The 18,513-nt window shown below is 63.8% G+C and carries 13 protein-coding genes; 4 read left to right on the top strand and 9 right to left on the bottom strand.

Annotation, left to right across the window (positions count from 1 at the left end):
• Positions 1-39: 39 nt before the first annotated feature.
• The 4 genes from AC0J5Z_RS16895 (at position 40) to nhaA (ending at position 3,880) form a co-directional block, all read left to right on the top strand.
• Positions 40-1,632 carry an SDR family oxidoreductase gene (locus AC0J5Z_RS16895; protein WP_475034455.1) on the top strand — a complete coding sequence of 531 codons (1,593 nt, stop codon included), beginning with the start codon at positions 40-42 and terminating at the stop codon, positions 1,630-1,632.
• Positions 1,633-1,680: 48 nt separating this feature from the next.
• Positions 1,681-2,178 carry a DUF2505 domain-containing protein gene (locus AC0J5Z_RS16900; protein ID WP_475034457.1) on the top strand — a complete coding sequence of 166 codons (498 nt, stop codon included), beginning with the start codon at positions 1,681-1,683 and terminating at the stop codon, positions 2,176-2,178.
• Between the two features lies 1 nt (position 2,179).
• The gene (locus AC0J5Z_RS16905) at positions 2,180-2,401 is read left to right on the top strand and encodes an SCO4848 family membrane protein (protein ID WP_475034459.1); all 222 of its coding nucleotides are present in this window, start codon (positions 2,180-2,182) and stop codon (positions 2,399-2,401) included.
• 150 nt (positions 2,402-2,551) lie between these two features.
• Entirely contained in the window at positions 2,552-3,880 is a 1,329-nt protein-coding gene (gene nhaA, locus AC0J5Z_RS16910) for a Na+/H+ antiporter NhaA (RefSeq protein WP_475034461.1), read from the top strand.
• 21 nt (positions 3,881-3,901) lie between these two features.
• On the opposite strand, the gene sufU is transcribed toward nhaA, so the two are convergent.
• From sufU to glmU, 9 genes are all read right to left on the bottom strand, one after another.
• Entirely contained in the window at positions 3,902-4,354 is a 453-nt protein-coding gene (gene sufU / locus AC0J5Z_RS16915) for a Fe-S cluster assembly sulfur transfer protein SufU (RefSeq protein WP_475034463.1), read from the bottom strand.
• A gap of 69 nt (positions 4,355-4,423) precedes the next feature.
• Positions 4,424-5,749, bottom strand: a complete 1,326-nt coding sequence (locus tag AC0J5Z_RS16920; protein ID WP_475034465.1) for a cysteine desulfurase — start codon at positions 5,747-5,749, stop codon at positions 4,424-4,426.
• Positions 5,750-5,828: 79 nt separating this feature from the next.
• Positions 5,829-8,351: an ATP-binding protein gene (locus tag AC0J5Z_RS16925; RefSeq protein WP_475034467.1), complete on the bottom strand. Its 2,523-nt coding sequence runs from the start codon at positions 8,349-8,351 to the stop codon at positions 5,829-5,831.
• A gap of 469 nt (positions 8,352-8,820) precedes the next feature.
• Positions 8,821-11,481 (bottom strand): AAA family ATPase, encoded by a 2,661-nt coding sequence (locus AC0J5Z_RS16930; protein ID WP_475034469.1) that lies wholly within the window; start codon positions 11,479-11,481, stop codon positions 8,821-8,823.
• A 41-nt stretch (positions 11,482-11,522) separates the two neighbouring features.
• Positions 11,523-14,255, bottom strand: coding sequence for a helix-turn-helix transcriptional regulator (locus tag AC0J5Z_RS16935; protein ID WP_475034471.1), 2,733 nt, complete (start codon positions 14,253-14,255; stop codon positions 11,523-11,525).
• A 141-nt stretch (positions 14,256-14,396) separates the two neighbouring features.
• Complete coding sequence (pth, locus tag AC0J5Z_RS16940; protein ID WP_475034473.1) at positions 14,397-14,981, bottom strand: aminoacyl-tRNA hydrolase; 585 nt, start codon at positions 14,979-14,981, stop codon at positions 14,397-14,399.
• A 134-nt stretch (positions 14,982-15,115) separates the two neighbouring features.
• On the bottom strand, positions 15,116-15,691 hold the full coding sequence (locus tag AC0J5Z_RS16945) for a 50S ribosomal protein L25/general stress protein Ctc (protein ID WP_475034476.1): 576 nt from the start codon (positions 15,689-15,691) through the stop codon (positions 15,116-15,118).
• 318 nt (positions 15,692-16,009) lie between these two features.
• Entirely contained in the window at positions 16,010-16,990 is a 981-nt protein-coding gene (locus AC0J5Z_RS16950; protein ID WP_475034478.1) for a ribose-phosphate diphosphokinase, read from the bottom strand.
• The gene (gene glmU / locus AC0J5Z_RS16955; RefSeq protein WP_475034480.1) at positions 16,987-18,486 is read right to left on the bottom strand and encodes a bifunctional UDP-N-acetylglucosamine diphosphorylase/glucosamine-1-phosphate N-acetyltransferase GlmU; all 1,500 of its coding nucleotides are present in this window, start codon (positions 18,484-18,486) and stop codon (positions 16,987-16,989) included. Before glmU ends, AC0J5Z_RS16950 begins: the two co-directional genes overlap by 4 nt.
• Positions 18,487-18,513: the final 27 nt, after the last annotated feature.

An 18,513-nucleotide genomic window follows, 5' to 3' on the forward strand; every position in this document is an offset into this window, starting at 1 on the left:
CAGAAACTCCTAGGGTGGGTCCAAGGGCAGGCAACACAAATGCCCGGAAATTCGAAAGAATGCCGGGTCATTCCAGCCTACCTCTACCCCAGCCCAGGAGTTCCCTTGCAGCCTTCCGAAGAGACGCATTCCAATACCCCGCAGGACACCAAGACCGTGCTGGTCACAGGCGCCACCGGTTACATTGGCGGCCGCTTGGTCCCCCGGCTCCTCGAAGCCGGGCACAGTGTCAAGGTCCTGGTCCGCACACCACAGAAGATTGCCGATGTTCCCTGGCACGATCAGGTTGAGATCATCCAGGACAGCCTGTCCGACGCCCAAAGCCTGGCGACCGCACTGACCGGGGTGGATGTCCTCTATTACCTGGTTCACTCGATGGCCTCGGGCAGCGGATTCGAAGCCAAGGAAGAATCGATGGCCCGGCTCGTGGCAGATGCGGCTGCGGAAGCGGGCGTGGACAGGATCGTCTACCTTGGCGGCCTGCACCCCGAGAACGAAGAGCTTTCCATCCATATGCGGTCCAGGGAGACCGTAGGCCGGGTGTTCCTGGAATCCGCGGTTGACTCCATCGTCTTTCAAGCCGGCGTGGTGATTGGTTCGGGCTCGGCGTCATTCGAGATGATCCGGCACCTTGCCGATACTTTGCCGGTTATGCCGGCGCCTAGTTGGGTTAATAACCGGATTGAAGCCATTGCAGTGCGTGATGTCCTGCATTACCTCGTGGCGGCCGCGGCTCTTCCGGAAAAGCTCAACCGCTCCTTCGACCTCGGCTCCAGGGATGTCCTGAAGTACAAGGACATGATGAACGAGTATGCCGTGGAGCGTGGACTCCCCCGGCGGCTGGTGATTGCGCTACCCGTCCCTGCACCGAAACTCGCGGGCTTGTGGGTTGCCTTGGTGACTCCCATTCCGTTGTCCATGTCCCTCCCCTTGGTGCAATCTCTGCAGCACGACGCGGTGTCGCGGGAGCACGACGTCGACAATTACATTCCACAGCCCGACGGCGGCTTGACCCCTTACCGGCGCGCCGTAGCCTTGGCGCTGGGCAAGGAACGGAACGGACAGGTTGAGACGACGTGGGCGAACGCCGGCATTGACGCCGATCCGCTGCCGAGCGATCCCGACTGGGCCGGCTACAAAGTCTTCCTCGACGAGCGGACCTTCCACAGCGAGGCCAAGCCCGAGCACGTGTGGACCATCATTGAGGGCATCGGGGGCAAGAACGGCTGGTACTCCCTCCCCTTGGCCTGGCGGATCCGTGGCTGGCTGGACAAGCTGCAGGGTGGTGCAGGCCTCCTAAGGGGGCGCCGACACCCCCGGACACTGAATACCGGCGAGGTAGTGGACTGGTGGAGGGTAGAGGCCATTGACCGCGGACACCTGCTGCGTTTGCGCGCCGAGATGCGGGCCCCCGGCGGCGCCTGGCTTGAGTTTGCAGTGGAGCCCGACGGTGACGGCAGCCTCTATAAGCAACGGGCCATCTTCTTCCCGCGCGGCCTGGCCGGAAGGCTGTATTGGCTTGGTGTGTATCCCTTCCACGGGTTCATCTTCCCCTCGATGGCCCGCAACATTTCGACCGCAGCCACTACCCTCCAGGAGGCCGGTTCAGGCGTGTCCACCGAGACCCCGTAGGATGTTGGAAGCTAAAAAACCTTCACCACAACCATCCACGGAGGACCCATGGCCCTGAGTGCATCCACCACCCTGCCCCACAGCGTTGACCGCGTAGCTGCCGTCTTGGTAGACGAGGATTTCCTGCGTCACACCAGCGAATACGTGGGCGGCTCCTTGGAATCGTTTACCGTTGATGGCGACACCGCCGGCGCTTTCACCACCACCACGGTCCGCACGCTCCCCACCACGCGCCTGCCGGATATCGCCCGCAAGTTCGTTGGCGAAACGCTGAAAGTCACCCAGACGGAGAAGTGGGAAGCCCCCGCAGCTGACGGTTCACGGGCCAGCACCATCGCCCTTAAGATTTCGGGCGCACCGCTCGATGTCACCGCGGTCCAGCGTCTGGTCGCCGAGGGCGGCAGCACCCGGATCGAACTCGAAGGCAACGTGACCTCCTCGGTTCCCTTCCTCGGTGGCAAGATCGCCGACGCTGCCGAGCCCATGGTGGGCAAGGCCTTGGGCATCCAGTCCCAGCAGGCGCAGGCCTGGCTCGAAAGCCACTAGCGTGGAGATCCCCGCAATCCTGGCGGTTGTCCTGATCGTTGCCGGTGTCTGGTCCTTGGTTGTGTGGCCGCAGTTCCTGAAGCGCGTCATGAAGGATCCACGCGCCCGTGACGCCGCCGGGAAAGCCACTAAGTTCCTTACGGTCCACGTCGTGCTGGTCACCATCTCCATGGTGCTCGGACTAGCGACGGCGGTCATCGGAGTTGCGGGCCTCGTCGCCTAAGTTTCACCCAACTGAGTCGCAGCAGAGCGCGTTATGAGAGCTGATAACGCGCTCTGCTGCGACTCAGTTGGGTAAGATGGTTATTGGTGTGCCGGGAAGTCTGGTCGGCGGAGTCATGATCTATGCCCGCACACTATTGAAGGAGCCTTCGTGGCTGACAGTCCCCGCCTGCCGAACAACTCTTCCCAGCCCGGCGAATCGAGCAGAGTCTTCTCGCGCTCCAGTTACCCCGAGTACCGCCGGATCCTCTCGATTCTCCGTACAGAGACCGTTGGCGGCGCCCTCCTCCTTGCGGCCACCGTCGTCGCGCTCGTTTGGGCGAACTCCCCAGCAGCAGAGGGCTATTTCGCACTCCGGGACGTCAAGATCGGCTACGAGCCCTGGCATCTGGAACTGAGCCTGGGCCATTGGGCCTCCGATGGCCTGCTGGCGGTGTTCTTCTTCCTCGCGGGGCTTGAACTCAAGCGTGAATTCGTCGCAGGGGAACTCCGCAAACCTGCCCGTGCAGTTGTCCCCGTGGCCGCGGCCGTCGGTGGCGTGGTGGTGCCGGCCCTGATCTACGTACTCTTCAACCTCGGAACCGCCGGGGAAACGCTCAAAGGCTGGGCCATCCCCACAGCCACTGACATTGCCTTCGCCCTTGCAGTGCTGGCCGTCATCAACACGCACCTGCCCGCGGCGCTCCGGACGTTCCTGCTGACCCTCGCCGTTGTGGACGACCTCATCGCCATCGGTATCATTGCCTTCTTCTACTCCAGTGGGCTGCAGCCCCTCATGCTTCTGGCTGCCTTGGTTCCACTCGCCCTCTTCACGTTCCTCGTCCAAAAACGGGTCCGGAGCTGGTACCTCCTTTTGCCCCTCGCCCTGGCCACTTGGGGCTTTGTCCATGCCTCCGGCATCCACGCCACCGTGGCTGGAGTGCTGTTGGGCTTCGCCGTTCCCGTCCTGGCCAGCGGGAAAAGGGGAGAACCAACCGAGGGCCTGGCCGAACACCTCGAGCATAAACTTCGCCCGTTCTCGGCAGGCTTTGCAGTACCTGTCTTCGCGTTCTTCTCGGCCGGCGTGGCCTTGGGCGGGTTGGACGGCATGGGAGCCGCCCTCAGGGATCCGGTGGCCGTGGGCATTGTGGCGGCGTTGGTGGTGGGCAAGGCCGTGGGTGTCTTCGGCACCACGTTCCTGGTCACCAAAACCACCCGAGCAAGCCTGGATTCCAGCATCGCTTGGATCGACCTCTTCGGGCTGGCACTGCTGGCCGGCATCGGCTTCACTGTTTCATTGCTGATCGGCGAGTTGAGCTTCGGCGCCGGCTCCGCCCATAACGACCACGCCAAGGTGGCCATCCTGGCCGGCTCCTTGATCTCGGCGCTGCTGGCCGCCGTCGTGCTTCGGGCCCGTAACCGGCGCTACCGCCAGGTGCAGGCAGATGAAGAACGGGACGACGACGGCGACGGCGTCCCTGACGTCTTTGCCCGCGCCTGACGCGGAGGTGCTCCCTGGCGGCTAGGCTGTGGCCTGGTTGAGCGCGTCCTCGGCAGCAACCCAGGAGATCATGGCGCATTTCACGCGGGCGGCGTAGCGGGCTACTCCTTCGAAGGCGGCGGCATCGCCCAAAATCTCGGGGTCTGCCTGCACCTTTCCGCGCGAACGGAGAACCTCGCGGAAGTTATCGATGATGGAGTGGAGTTCTTCCACTGACATGCCCTCACCCAGTTCGCTGAGCACCGAGGCTGAGGCCATGGAGATGGAACAGCCGGCGCCATCCCAGCTGATCTGTTGCACTGTTCCATCGGAAACGGCCAGTCGCAGCGTCACTTCGTCCCCACACACCGGATTCAGCTGGTGCGACTGTCCGGTGGACGTACCGGCCGGGGCATCCGTTTCCCCCAGGCCGCTACCGTGCCGCTGCTTGGAGTGGTCCAGGATGATCTGCTGGTACAGCTGGTCAAGACTCATGATGCTTATTGCCTATTCTGCGGAAAATCGTTGGTTGACGGCTGTGCGGCCAAAAGCCTGTGCCGCGTGTCAGGCCTGGAAATAAGCCCGGACACCCGAAACAGCGTCGAGGAAAGCGTCGACGTCATCCGTGGTGTTGTAAAGGTAGGTGCTCGCGCGGGTGGTTGCCGTGAGTCCCAGGCGGCGGTGCAGTGGCTGGGCGCAGTGGTGGCCGACGCGAACGGCGATGCCGCGGTCATCAAGGAACTGTCCGACGTCGTGGGCGTGGACACCTGCGACGTCAAACGCAGCCAGCCCGATCCGTTCGGCGCCGGATGCCGGGCCGACCACGCGGATGCCATCGATGCTTTCAAGCCCCTTTACAAGGCGTTGACCCAGCGTTGCCTCCCACGCATGGATGCGGTCGATGCCTGTCTCGGTGAGGTAGTTCACGGCGGTTGCGAGCGCCACGGCTTGGGAGATGCGCTGGGTTCCGGCCTCGAACCGCTGAGGTGCCGGCAGGTACTCGGCCCGTTCCATAGTGACCGTGGTGATCATGGACCCGCCCGTCAGGAACGGCGGCAGGACATCCAGGAGCTCCTGTTTCCCGTACAGCACGCCAACTCCGGTGGGCGCCAGCATTTTGTGCCCCGAGAACACGGCGAAGTCGACGTCCAATTCCTTGACGTTAACAGCCATGTGCGGAACGGACTGGCAAGCATCCAGGACCACCAATGCGCCCACACGGCGGGCAATGGCTACAAGCTCCGCTACAGGGTTAATGGTGCCCAGGACGTTCGAGGCGTGGCTGAAGGCGAGGAGTTTTGTCCGCTCCCCCACGATTTCCGCGGCGGCGTCGAGTCGTAGGGTCCCGTCGTCCGTAACGGGGATGTACTTGAGCGTGGCGCCCGTTCGGAAGGCCAGTTCCTGCCAAGGGATGAGGTTGGCGTGGTGTTCCATTTCGGTGACCACGATCTCGTCGCCCGGACCAATCGCGAGGTCCTTCAGCGCGGAACCACCACGGCCTTGTGCCGCCCACAGGGCGGCGTTGGACAGCGCGTAGCTGATGAGGTTGAGGCCCTCCGTGGCATTGGAGGTCCAGACGGTTTCCTCGTACCGGGCGCCCACAAAGTCCGCCACGGTCTGGCGCGCGTCCTCGAATACTTCAGTCGCTTCCACCGCAAGGTGGTGGGCGCCACGGTGAACGGCGGCGTTGCGTTGCTCGTAGTATTCCTGCTCCGCTTCGATGACGCTGAGTGGGTTTTGCGACGTAGCGCCGGAATCGAGGTAGATCAAGGGTCTGCCGTTGACCAGCTGGTTCAGCACCGGGAAATCATTCCGGATCCGCAACACCTCCGCGTTGTCCATGGCGTGCATGGACCGCTGCAGTGAGGCGGGAGTTGATACAGCAGTCAAGGGGCGCTCCTTGGAAATCCTTCAGGGACTCCTTATTGTCCCACGGTGGCCCCTACCCGGCGGTGTGCCGTACAGCACGTCAGCCGCCCGCCCTCCCCGGCACCCAACCGAGCGGTGGAACGATCCCGCTGTCGAAGGCGTTGCGCAGCCGCTCGACGAGCACCGAAGCACGGCGGCTCGCAGCAGCACGTGTCCTGGCTTCATAACCGCTGGCCGCCCGCGAATAGCATAGAGCGGCATGGGCGAACTGCCGGTCTGCGGACAGGCTCCGCCCTGCCGACTCCAATGTCTTGGGGTCGTTCTCCACCAAGGCCGCTGCGAACGTCCCCAGCGCTGCCCCGCCAGGGCCGTGAACAGTGGCAGCCAACGCGCCCAGGCGGCGCTGGATCACAAGATCGTCGACGGCGGCACTGCGCGAGTTAAGCGTCATGAGTGATAACGCCTCTGCCTCCAGCGTGATGCTGCCCTGAGCATGGACCTGTTCTGCCAGTGCCATCAGATGACGTGACGTGCCGGAGGCCTGGTCCTGCGCCGCCGCGACATACATTGCACTGAGCTGCGGCAAGAAGCAGGCTGGATCCCGTCTTGCAGGGTTCCGAGCGGCTTCCTGGGCGGCTAGGCTTTGCCGGACCATCACCATGGCTTGCCGGGCGTTCCCGCACGACGCCTCGGAGTAGGCCAGCAGGGCCGCAGCCAGTGCGAGTACCGGTGGTAGGCCGGCGTCGTGCAGTTCAGCGAGGACGGGTTCCAGGGTGGTGCGGGCTGCGCGCGGGAGTCCTTGGCTGAGCTGGACGTAGCCGCGGGCGACGTCCAAGCAGGCCGAAAGGTGCCTGGGCATGGCGTAGTCGGCACGACTGTCCAGCAGCGGGTCCACCAGCCCCCACGCGAGGTTGTAGCGCAGGCTCACCGCATGTCGCAGCAGTGCCCCGGGCAAGAACATCTCCAACGCCGGGTCAGCCCCGATGGCTGCCATCGCCGCCGACGATCTCTGCAAAGCTCCCGGCGCCTCCCCGGAGAGCAGCAGGCGCTCGGCTTCCCGCACATTCCAGGTAATCAATGCAGCGGAATCCGTCGGTTCCCCGGAGCCCTGGCCGACGGGCGCCGACCCAGCGGGCGCCGACCCAGCGGGCGCCGACCCAGCAGGATCCGACCCAGCGGGATCCAGCTCGGCAGGCTCCGTTTCAAAAGGCGCGGCACCCAACAGTCCGAGGGCCATGAGTCGGTGTGCGGCGTCGACCTTCACACCAAGGGGCCCGCCCGCGGCTGCCAATTTCCGAAGTTCCGGAGCTGCTTCCTGGAGTTGACCTTCGGCGATCAGCGCCCGTGCCCTGAGCAGTCTGGCCTCGTCCGCGTGTCCCGGCCCCGTCACTGCTGAGGCGGCCCGCCGGGCAAGTTCGGCCGTGAACGGCCTGTCAGCGGCCGGAGCGGCGGCCAAGAGGAGCTCGTCGGAGAGCGTCAGGCCGCAATCGAGCGTCCATGTCATCCAACGCAGCATGGTGGGCGCGGTCTCCGTAGTCAGTCGCGGTTCCTCCACGCCAAGTCGGAGGGCCACGCTCCGGGACCGCGGCACCGACAGGCGGGTTCCTTCCCCGCGCAGCCAAGAACTCGTACGGACCAGTGCGGACCGGCCGGCAAGCAGCCTGATGTCGTGGTTCGCGAGGAGATGCTCCAGGGCCTTCTGGCCAAAGTGGCGCTCCACCACGTGAAGGGCCACTGGCTCTGCGAGCGCGATGAGTTCCAATGCCTGGCGCTCTTCCGGCGGGCGCGAAACGTTCTCCGCCAGGACGTGCCCAACCACGCCGGGCCAGTCACAGCGTGCCCGGATATCGATGGTCCAGAAGCCGTCCACCTGCACCAGGAAACCGGCGCTGCGGGCGTCGTTGACCGCGAGGCAAAGCAACCCCACATTGAAGCCACTCATGGCAGCGAGGAGGCTGCTTGCCCGTCGCTGGACCTTCCCGCCCAGGACGGACTCGCACAGCGCATGTGCCTCGCTGAAGGTAAACGGCGGCAGGAGGTACTGCTCCAGGAAACCGTCCTCCCAAAGCTGGTATAGGTCCTGCGGGAGAGGGTGGCGGCTCTCCGCCGTAGCCACCAGCGTTGCACCAAAGCCGGGTATGAGTTGCAGAAGGACTGCCAGTGAGGCTGGATCGACGTAGTGGATGTCGTCCACCAACAGGACCAGCTGCGGCCGTGCCGGTTGAGCATGCCGCTTGTTCCGGCGTCGTTCAAGTGGTGGCGCGTACAAGTAGTCCGCTGGCCCCAGAGCGCTTGTGAGGGCCCGGAGAACGTGGAGGCCCGGCGCTACGGCCTCGTCCGGCTCAGTTCCCGAAACGGCTCCCAATGCCCCAAAATGGAGGGCTTTCAGTTCCGGCTTTCCAGTGAAGGTGCGGACCTCCACGGTCTTGGGGAGACCCGCTTTGACGGAGAGCAGAAGGTGGCTCTTTCCGGATCCCCGGTCCCCCACAACCACGATGCCGCTGGTGGAAGCCGATGGAATGGCGGAGAGGATGAGTTCGAGCAGCTGCGTCCTGTTGGGGAATGTCGATGGCCTCAGCCCTGCTGTGACGGTGTCTTCGTCCAGCCAGGGATCCGGCAACATGCACACTCCAATAGCAGCAGTCCCATGATGCGGGAGGGGTTTGGGTTCCGCGATTCGCGGGGTTCCTGGCCTAGAAGCCGGCGGCGGCTGGGGGGAGAGTCTCGGTCTCAGAAGACTCTGTCGCCGCCGGCTTCGTACAGGGCCGGACCACCTTTCGGCGGCCGGAGCATCGGCTCAAGAGACCTCCGATGCGGGTGATGCGACTTTCGGAATCCCGGTGATGCTTGGGGCTGAACCGTTCTTCCAAGATCAATATTGCCGGTGCGCAACATGCCGTACATCAGTAGTTGGTACTCGAAAACCGGGCGGCTTTTGATGCTCCGGTACCCTGTTGTACTCAGTCCCGGGAAGGGGCACTACTTGGTTTCGACACGGATTACCGTGTTACTCCATTGATTGGGCAAATTCCGCGGGGGCTGCGGGGACAGGTGCTCCAAGAGGCTTCCATGCAGGTACTCACGAGCGTGTGTCAGTGACGGACGGCTGCGCCCAGGTCTTCACGCCGGCGGATGCCCAGTTTGGCGTAGCTCCGGTACAAGTGACCTTCCACGGTCCGGACCGACACCATGAGCTTCTCGGCAATCTGTCGGTCCGTCAGTCCCGAAACGGCCAATGCCACGATGTCCTGCTCGCGTCGGGTCAGCGGTACTGACCGGTCCGTCTCGGTGTGCGGGTCATGAACCAGGGCGTCACCCAGGCTGGCTTCGCTGACATCGCGCAGTACCGCAGCTTGCCGCGCCTCCTGGCGCTTGCCTTCGGCGTCGAAAGTCATTGCCGCTTTGTCGAAGGCCACCGCAGCCGGTCCGGGCATTCCGGATGCGGCCAGGAGATTGCCCGCATTCACGAACCCTTGGCCCTCGCCGCCCAACTGTGCCACCGCCAACGAATGCCAGCCGGCTGCCCAGCCTCCGGCCATCGACGACGTCGTTTCCTGGATTGACGCCATGGCCTGCACGTCCCCGAGCTCGGCCCTGAGGACCAGGTTCTGCAGCAAAATGCCTGGCCACCGGTGCACGTGTCCGGATTCCGGGAGGTTGCGCAGTTTCTGCAGCCCTGTGGCCTTGGTGACAAACTCCCCGCCTGCAAGCCTGAACAGCTCTGCGAGGGCCTCCACGTAGGCACCACCGGCCGCAGCAGCGCCCTGCCCGCTTTCCAGACGCTGGGCGAGCGGTGCGTTGCCGGACTTGGCTGCGGCGTAAAACGCCAGCGCGTTGCCGAGGCTACGCAACTGCAGCGGGTCTTTGACCCGTAGCGCTTCGACGGCGGGCGTCAGCAGCTCCGTGGCCTGCTCAAGGCGGCCCTGCCTCAGCAGTGACATACCCCTGAGCACCTCAATGTCTCCACCGAAATAGATGAGCCCCATGGCCGAACCGGCCGCGTAACGGTCAAGGGCAGTCCCAGCCGCTCCCCAGTCCCCGGATTCCAGGGCGGCCAGGGTGTAACGCAGCAGAACAAAGTCGCCGAAGTACAGGAGGTTATTATTGGCCTCTTCCAGCAGCAGCAATGCTTCGCGACCAGCTTCCAACGCCTCCACGGCTTTGCCCTCCACCGTCAGGAGCTCACACTGCATCGCAAGCAGGAAGATCCGGTTCATGGCAAAACCGGGCCCATCCGTTCCGAGCGCTTCCCCAAACGAGTCCAGGCCCTCGCGGAGTTCGTCGTAGTGGCCGTCATGGGCGAGCGTTGCCAACTCCAGCGCCCGGACGTGCCTTTCGACTCGCTGGACCACAAGGTCCGATGCCTCCCGCTCACCAGTCAGTGCTTTGGCAGCAGCCCGCGCATCGGCCACAATGTCCACTGACGGGTCCCCCGCGGCGGCCCGCGCGGCGGCCCACAGCAGCCCCGCGCCGACTGGTCCCGACGGATCAGCGTCCAGGAACCCGAAATTTTCCTCCAACAACCGCACGGCACTGCGGTAGTCGCCGTCGTTGTAGTTGATCATGGCCATCACGGCGCGTGCGCGCGGTCGCAGCGCGTCGGAGCGCACTTTGCCCGCCGCCGCCTTCGCCAAGGGGTTCTGGAGCAGTTTTGCGGCAAGGAATGCTGCTTCCAGCAGCCGTTCATCGTCGACGTCGGAACCACAGTCCAGTGCCCAGCTCACCATCCGGAGAAGTCCCTCCGCCGTGGGCTGCTCCGCAGGCAAGTGCTGCACCATGCGCTGGCGGATCTGAAGGCTGCGGGCAGGCGAAACGATCTGGCGGAGCGCCTCACCGTACATGGGGTGCCACATTTTGAGGGGCCCGCCGGGTCCGTTGGCAGACAGCACAAGCCGACTGTCCATCAACGCCCGGACGGTGTCCCTGCCCACCTGCGTGTCCAGCACGGCGGCAGGGACGGGCTCGGAGAGGGCAATGACGAACATCGCCTCCCGTTCGGCTTCGCTGGTCCGGAGAACCCTGTTCCTGACTACCTCGGCCAGGCTTTCCCCGCTGCCGGAGAGTGCGCGGGTCAAGAGCCAGACTCCGTTCCTGCGGACAAGGTTTCCCTCAGTTCTTGCATCTTCAAGGAGGCAGTGAAGCAGCAGTGGGTTGCCTTCGGACACCGAGTGCAGGACCTCGGCTGCACTGGACATGACCGTTCCCCCGAGGGTCTTTTCAGCTAGCTCCGTGACAGTTTCCTTATCGAGCGGGTGGAGCTCCAGCCGCTCTGCCAATCCGTCGTACCAGAGCTGAAGCAAAGCGGCGGGCAGGCCGGGCCTGGGCCTGCTGGTTGCTACGAGCCGCGCCCACCCGGCGGTGACCAACTCGGCCAGAATCTGTGTGCTGCCTTCATCGAGGTCATGGGCGTCGTCCACAATCAGCAGCAAGCGTGCGCCTTCGCCACCACGCCGTTTCTCGAACTGGGACCAGAACTCGCGGAGGATCGCCACCGGCGATGTTGCTTGCTCCACGGGAAGATCCAGCAGATATGGGGCCAGGACTCCATAGGGTACGGCGGACAAAGCGGGACTCCCATGAACCCGCATCACCACCATTTCCCCGGCCAGGCGGGCTGCGATTTCAGCCGCAAAGGCGGTCTTGCCGATGCCCGGATCCGCAACCAGAAGCACCGCCCCGGCGCCTTCCTGCCGCAGAATCTCCGTGGCCACTTCCAGTTCGGCGTCACGGCCTACAAGGTGCTCAGCCTGCATGGGCAACCCAGGCCATGTCTACGGAAGTTGCGCGTTCTGCCTCATAGCAGCCCATTGAGCTCGCCCCGAGACGATACGCCGAGCTTGGTGAACACTTGGTACAGATGACCTTCCACAGTTCGCACAGACACCCCAATATCCATCGCGATTTCACGGTTGCTGACACCCTTCCCCGCGAGTTTAGCAATCTGGCGTTCCCGATCGGTCAGTACCGGCGCGTCGCTGCGTGGCTGGATCGGTAACGCAGGTACCGAATGTTCCAGCCGTTCAAGCCTCAACTGTGCCGTTCGGGCTGCTGTTGTTTCGCCGGCGTCCCTGGCGTAGTCAAGGGCCATGGCCACGCATCTGGCCTCAACCACCAACAGGTCCAAAGAAGCGGCGGCATCGGCGGCCGCCAACAGTGACCGGGAGCTCTTGGCCAGGGCTCCACGCGCGAGGTCGCCGGAGATCTTCGCCAAAGGGCCCTGCCTGCGACCGGCAATGTCTTCCAGCAGCCGGTATTCCTCGTCTGTGCCTTCTACGGTGGCGCCGAAAAGGTAGATGCCGGCCGTGGTGAAGCGCTGCTGGTCGATGTCGTTGCGTACCCGGGCCAGCAGCCGCTGCTTCACATCAGGGTCACCCATCCACCGGCCGGCCATCTCCGCACAGAACTCAGCAACGGATTCGGAGAAGTACGTCCCCACTCCCCTGCACGTTCTATAGAGGTCCAAATATCGGCCGGCCTCCACGGAATTGCCCAGTTGGGCGTAGGCAAAGGCAGTGGCTGCGTAGGCGACCTTGTTCATATTCATGCTCGGCCTGAGCTCCAGTTGGGCAACAGCCGAACGCAGGGGTTCGATTGCGCTGGCGGGCTTGCCTGCATAGGCGAACGCAAGCCCAACGCCCAGTTCGGTGAGCGCACCCCGGTATTGAAGGCGTGACGAGCCGGAGGGCGTGCGGCGCATGAGTTCGATGCACTTCCGCCATTGCCCGGATAACAGGAGGACCAGGAAGGCATGCCTGGCGAAGGACTCCTCCAGCTGAGCAGGGCGGTCCGCGTCCCCCAAGTGCCGTGAAACGGTGCGCGCGAGTTGCTGTGCCTCCAGCTCCCTGCCCAGCATGCAGCGGGCCTCGATCAGGTAAAAGGAGGACTTGAGCCAGTGTTCGCGGTCCGCCGTCGGATCCTTGGCTTGTTCATCTTCCAAGGCGTCAATCATGGCGGCGTACTCGCCCATGTAGGTCTTGTATTCGTAACTGCAAAGCTGGAGCCTGTTGCGCGCCTTGGCCATGGTCTGCTCCGGATAATTCCCGGCCATGGCTTCGAGGGCCTCCAAGCCGGCGTCGATCACTCCCGGCACCATGCCTGACCTGCCATCAATCCACGTCATTGCCTGGCACTTTGCAGCGGTGACTTCAGCGAACTCCAGTGGCTCCAACGCGGCGATGTGGGAGTCGGACACCTCATCCAACGCCTGGGCCGCGTGCAACGGCAGGTCCAGCATGAGGTAAGCCGCAGCTTTCAGACGCTGCCCGGGCACCCACTCGCTGTCTTTCGGGTCCAGTGACAGTGTGCACTGAATTGCGAAGTTGGGGTCGTAGTCATCCAAGGCCGCCCGCCCTGCCGCGAGCGCATGTGCCGGCGACAGCGTGGGCTCGTCCTCGCAGGAATGTAACCACGCCGCGTAGCTCAGGAGGTCTTGCGGCGTCAGGGCCTGCAGTTCAGGCTCTTTCGGACCGTGGAGCATCAACCGCAGTTCACGCATCCGGCGGGTGCTCAACCAGCCGCGGACTACCTCTCCCACGTACGGGTCCCTGAGCGAGACCCAGTGGTCACCGCACTTCTCTACAGTAAGCAGCGCCGACTCTTCCATCTCCACCAGGACTTCGGTGCCGAAGATAGCTGCCAGATCCAACAGTGTTGCGCGCTGCGCACAGGCCAGGATTTCGACGACGGTCCTGCTGGCTTGCGGTTCGCGCGCCAGTCTGGAACGGACAAAATCCTCCACCACCGTGGCGCCCTCCAATTTGATCCGGTCACGGAGCGTCCAGACGGAGTCATTGAGGACCAGGTTGCCCGTATGCCGTTGCTCCTCCAGAAGCGCATGCAGGAGCATGGGGTTGCCACCCACGGCGGAGTGCAGTGAACCCACCAGCGTTGAAGACACATAGTGGCCCAGGACCGAGCCGAGGACTTGCTTGGTCTGTTCCTCGCTGAGCGTGTTGAGATGCACCTCGCCCAGCGCTCCTTCAAGGACCAGCCGGTGGAAATCAACAGGGAGGTCGCTGGCTCGTTGGACGGTGGCGATGACCTTTGCGGTGCCGGTAGCCATAAGGTTCAGCAGCACACCTGCGCTCATGGGATCCATGCCGCCGGCGTTGTCCACGATGAAAACGGTGTCCCGGCCCGCGGCTTCTGACCTGATCAGATTGGTGACCGCGTGCAGGATACCGGTGGGCGAACCCACGGCCCCGGACGGCAACCGGGCCAGCAGGAAACCAAGGCATCCGTAGGGGGTTTGGCCGCTGGCTACGGTGTTGCGCAGTTGGAGGCTGTGGACTTTGGGGCCGAGTGACGACACCACTGCCCTTGCGAGGCCCGACTTGCCGATTCCCCGTTCGCCGGTGAGGACCACTCCGTAGGAACCAGGCGATTCGAGGTGTTTGCCCGCTTTGGACAGATCGTGGCTCCGGGCCAACAATGACCATGTTTGACGGTCTGTTGGGCCGCCCACAAGATCAGGAGCCGCAGCCCTCGCTGCGCCTCCCCCGCTCCTGTTTAGCAACTCCGCCGACATCCGCATCCTTAGCTACACATCCGCGACAGTCCCCCACCGCTTACCTGCGTACCATGCACACTACCGTCGGCCGCCCACAGTTTGTAGGCCTTGGCCTCCTCGAGACCGTCAGGCTTTGATCAGGCTTTCCTCAAGATCTGCTCAAGCTTTGGCAGGATGGTGTTTCTGTTGCGCGGCGAGCAGGCCCTGGCCCATGAGCAGCTCCACGGCGTCAGCAGCCTCGTCCAGGAGGAACGGCAAGTCCTTCTTCTCCGCCGTGGCGAAATCCCGGAGGACATAGTCGGCCGTCTCCATCCGTCCTGGCGGCCGGCCCACCCCCACGCGGACACGCAGGTAATCCTTGGTGGCAAGTGCTTTTGAGATGTCCCGCAGGCCGTTATGCCCGCCCTCACCGCCGCCTAGTTTTAGCTTGACTGTGTTAAAAGGGATGTCGATCTCATCGTGCACTGCTATGACGTGGTCGGGCGCTATGTCGAAGAAGTTGCACAGGCCTGCCACTGGTCCCCCGGAGACGTTCATGTACGTCATGGGCTTGGCAAGCACCACGCGGGGACCCCCGATGCCCAGCCGACCCTCCACCACCTGGGCCCGCGCCTTGTGGACCTTGAACTTCCCACCCATGCGGGAAGCCAGTTCATCCAGCACCATCTGGCCAACATTGTGCCGGTTGTTGCTGTACTCACTGCCAGGGTTGCCGAGGCCGACAATCAGCCAGGTGTCAGTCATGGTCTCATCCTAGGAAACTTGTGGGCCGGGAACGGCGCGATCATGGACATTCCCCGGGGCAAAGCAAAAACGAGTGGCCGGGACCCCAGGGGTGCCCGGCCACTCAAAGGCAGAAGCCTCAAGCAGTCTGAAGACTACTCGGCGGCAGCTTCCGTGGTCTCTTCTTCTTCAGCGCCAGCGGCTTCAGCGATGCGGACCACCAGGGTGTCGCCTTCGGTGAGCAGGATGGAACCCTTCGGCAGGACGAGGTCGGAAGCGTGGATGCTCTCGCCGGCCTTGAGGCCATCGATGTTGACCTCGACGGCGGTGGGAACGTGGGTTGCCTCAGCTTCGAGGGAAACCGTGGTGGCTTCGAGGCTGGCGACAGCACCCGGAGCAACTTCACCGGAAACGTGGATGGCGATGTCGACGGTAACCTTCTCGCCGGCCTTCACGGTCTGGAGGTCAACGTGCTCGATGATCTGCTTTACGGGATCACGCTGGATGTCCTTGACGAGCGTCAGGTGCTGCTCGCCGTCGACGTCGATTGCAAGCAGGGCGTTGGAAACGCGCACTGCCAGCGTGGTGGCGCGGCCCGGCAGGTTGATGTGGATGGGCTCTGCGCCGTGGCCGTAGATGACAGCCGGGATCTGGCCGGCCATGCGTGCACGGCGGGCGAAACCCTTGCCGAATTCGGTGCGCAGTTCTGCGGTGAGCTTCTGCTCAGACATGTGTACTCCTTGATTACTGTGGCACCCGGGAAGTCCAGGCTGGTCTATCAGCAAGGGCGGAGGTCTGGAGACCTTCTACGCCCGGCTGGGATCGGCCGCCGAGCAGCCGTTCCGCCTGTGTTGAAGGAGATGCAGACCCAGTCGATAACGGAGACCCGCAACCCTGGTCCACAAATGCGGACCGGATGTGCTCTCCCTCGCCAAGGTATCCCCAAGAGTCTAGCAGCGGTTCGTGCCCTTTCTGAAAACGGCAATGAAAACGGGCCACCCGCACGCCCGAAGGCGGCGGATGGCCCGCTCAATTTCAGCAGTCCGGCGTTACGCTTTGCCGTCGAACAGGCTGGTGACCGAACCGTCGTCGAACACTTCACGGATGGCGCGCGCGATCAAAGGTGCGATCGACAGCACCGTCAGCGACGGGAAGCGCTTCTCGGCCGGGATGGGGAGCGTATTGGTGACCACAACTTCGCGGGCACCGGAATCAGCCAGACGCTGCGCGGCGGGATCGGAGAAGACCGCGTGCGTGCAGGCTATGATGACGTCCTTGGCACCGGCGTTCTTCAGGACCTGGACGGCACCTGAGATGGTTCCACCAGTGTCGATCATGTCGTCGATGAGGACGCAGGTGCGGCCTTCAACCTGGCCAACAACGGTCTTGGAGACGGCCTGGTTGGGGACGGTGAGGTCCCGGCTCTTGTGAACGAACGCGAGCGGGGCACCGCCCAGGCGCTCAGCCCACTGCTCGGCAACGCGGACACGACCCGTGTCAGGCGAAACAACCGTGATGTTGTCGGCCTCAACCTTGGTGCGGATGTAGTCGGCCAGCAACGGGATAGCCATCAGGTGGTCAACCGGGCCGTCGAAGAAGCCCTGGATCTGCGAGGTGTGCAGGTCAACGGACATGATGCGGTCCGCGCCCGCGGTCTTGTAAAGGTCGGCAACCAGGCGGGCCGAGATGGGCTCGCGGCCGCGGCCCTTCTTGTCCTGGCGGGAGTACGGGTAGAACGGGGAAACAACCGTGATCCTCTTGGCCGAGGCGCGCTTGAGGGAATCAATCATGATCAACTGCTCCATGAGCCAGTTGTTCAACGGAGCCGGGTGGGCCTGGATGACGAAGGCATCGGTGCCTCGCACGCTCTCGGCCGAACGGACGTAGATTTCCCCGTTTGCGAAGTCGTAGGCATCGATGGGCAGGAGCTCAGTCTCCAGCTCCTTCGCGATTTCCTGCGCCAGCTCCGGATGCGCCCTTCCGGCGGCGAGAATCAATTTCTTCTCGCCGCGTGCGGTAATTTCGCTCATGCCTGTTTGCCTTCTTCTATGGTTGCCGGGGATTGTGAAGATGTAGATGCTGACGCCAGTTCCTGCGCGGCCTCGGCAAGCTTCGCGGAGGCGGTGCCCGGCCGGTTGGCTGCTACCCAGCCTTCGGCGTTCCGCTGTGCAGCCATGCTGAGGGCGAGGGCACCGGCGGGAACATCCTTACGGATGACGGCCCCGGCGCCGCTGTATGCGCCGTCGCCAACCGTCACAGGAGCCACGAAGACCGTGTTGGAACCCGTGCGGACGCCTGAGCCGATCACCGTGCGGTGCTTCTTCTCGCCGTCGTAGTTGGCGGTGATGTTGCCGCAACCGATGTTGGTGTCTTCGCCGATCTCAGCATCACCGGCGTAGCCCAGGTGGGACAGCTTGGAGCCACGGCCGATTGTCACGTTCTTGGTTTCGTAGAACGCGCCGATCTTGCCGGTCTCGCCCAGGACCGTGCCCGGGCGAAGGTACGTGAACGGTCCAACGCTCGCCTTGGCACCGATCGTGGCGCCGGAACCGTGCGTACGGATCACCTTTGCGCCCTCGCCAACATGGACGTCGGTCAAGGTGGTGTCAGGACCAACGACGGCGTCCCGCGCCACGGTGGTGGCACCGTGCAGTTGGGTATTGGGCAGCAAACGGACGTCTTCGTCAAGGGAGACAGTCGAATCAATCCACGTGGTGGACGGATCCACCACTGTCACGCCTGCACGCATCCAGGACTCGATGATGCGGCGGTTGTGCTCGGCACCCAGCGCGGACAACTGAATGCGGTCGTTGGCGCCCTCAACCTGCCAGCGGTCTTCCGTCACGACGGCGGCCACACGGCCCCCTGCGTCTCGCGCCAACCCGAGGACATCGGTCAGGTACATCTCGCCCTGGGCGTTGTCGGTGGTGACCTTCGCCAGCGCACTGCGCAAAACCGCGGCGTCGAAAGCGTAGATACCAGAGTTGACCTCGCGGATGGTGCGCTCGGTTTCGCTGGCATCCTTGTGCTCGCGAATACCTGTGACGGTACCGTCCTCTGCACGCAGGATCCGGCCGTAACCCGTGGCGTCGTCCAACACTGCAGTGAGGACCGTGACGGCGTTGCCCTCAGCCTCGTGCGTTGCCACAAGTTCGCCGAGCAGTTGACCGGTCAGCAGCGGGACATCGCCGTAGGTGACCACTACGGTGCCGGAAAGTTCGGCGTCCGCGTCCAGCGCGTTGAGCGCCACTTCAACCGCACGTCCAGTGCCGGGAACGTCGTCCTGATCAACAATGAGGGCTTCCGGGTCCAGCCCTGCGACGTGCTCGGCTACGCGGTCACGCTCGTGGCGGACAACCAAAGCCAGCTTCAACGGATTGATGGCACGGGCGGCGAGGAGCGCGTGACCCACCATGGATCGGCCGCCGATTTCGTGGAGGATCTTGGGAGTCCGCGACTTCATGCGCGTTCCGGCACCTGCGGCCAAAACGATCACCGCTGCGGGACCGATGGTTTCGGGGCTCACGTACTGGCTCTCCTTGCTCGGTATGTC

This window comes from Paenarthrobacter sp. TRD_SC_7 (assembly GCF_056156245.1).

Excerpts from the sequence above, each read along its gene's own strand:
- AC0J5Z_RS16900 (WP_475034457.1), top strand. The coding sequence starts at position 1,681 with ATGGCCCTGAGTGCATCCACCACCCTGCCCCACAGCGTTGACCGCGTA.
- pth (WP_475034473.1), bottom strand. The coding sequence starts at position 14,981 with ATGACTGACACCTGGCTGATTGTCGGCCTCGGCAACCCTGGCAGTGAG.
- AC0J5Z_RS16950 (WP_475034478.1), bottom strand. The coding sequence starts at position 16,990 with ATGAGCGAAATTACCGCACGCGGCGAGAAGAAATTGATTCTCGCCGCC.
- AC0J5Z_RS16925 (WP_475034467.1), bottom strand. The coding sequence starts at position 8,351 with ATGTTGCCGGATCCCTGGCTGGACGAAGACACCGTCACAGCAGGGCTG.
- sufU (WP_475034463.1), bottom strand. The coding sequence starts at position 4,354 with ATGAGTCTTGACCAGCTGTACCAGCAGATCATCCTGGACCACTCCAAG.
- AC0J5Z_RS16935 (WP_475034471.1), bottom strand. The coding sequence starts at position 14,255 with ATGTCGGCGGAGTTGCTAAACAGGAGCGGGGGAGGCGCAGCGAGGGCT.
- AC0J5Z_RS16895 (WP_475034455.1), top strand. The coding sequence starts at position 40 with ATGCCCGGAAATTCGAAAGAATGCCGGGTCATTCCAGCCTACCTCTAC.
- AC0J5Z_RS16945 (WP_475034476.1), bottom strand. The coding sequence starts at position 15,691 with ATGTCTGAGCAGAAGCTCACCGCAGAACTGCGCACCGAATTCGGCAAG.
- AC0J5Z_RS16930 (WP_475034469.1), bottom strand. The coding sequence starts at position 11,481 with ATGCAGGCTGAGCACCTTGTAGGCCGTGACGCCGAACTGGAAGTGGCC.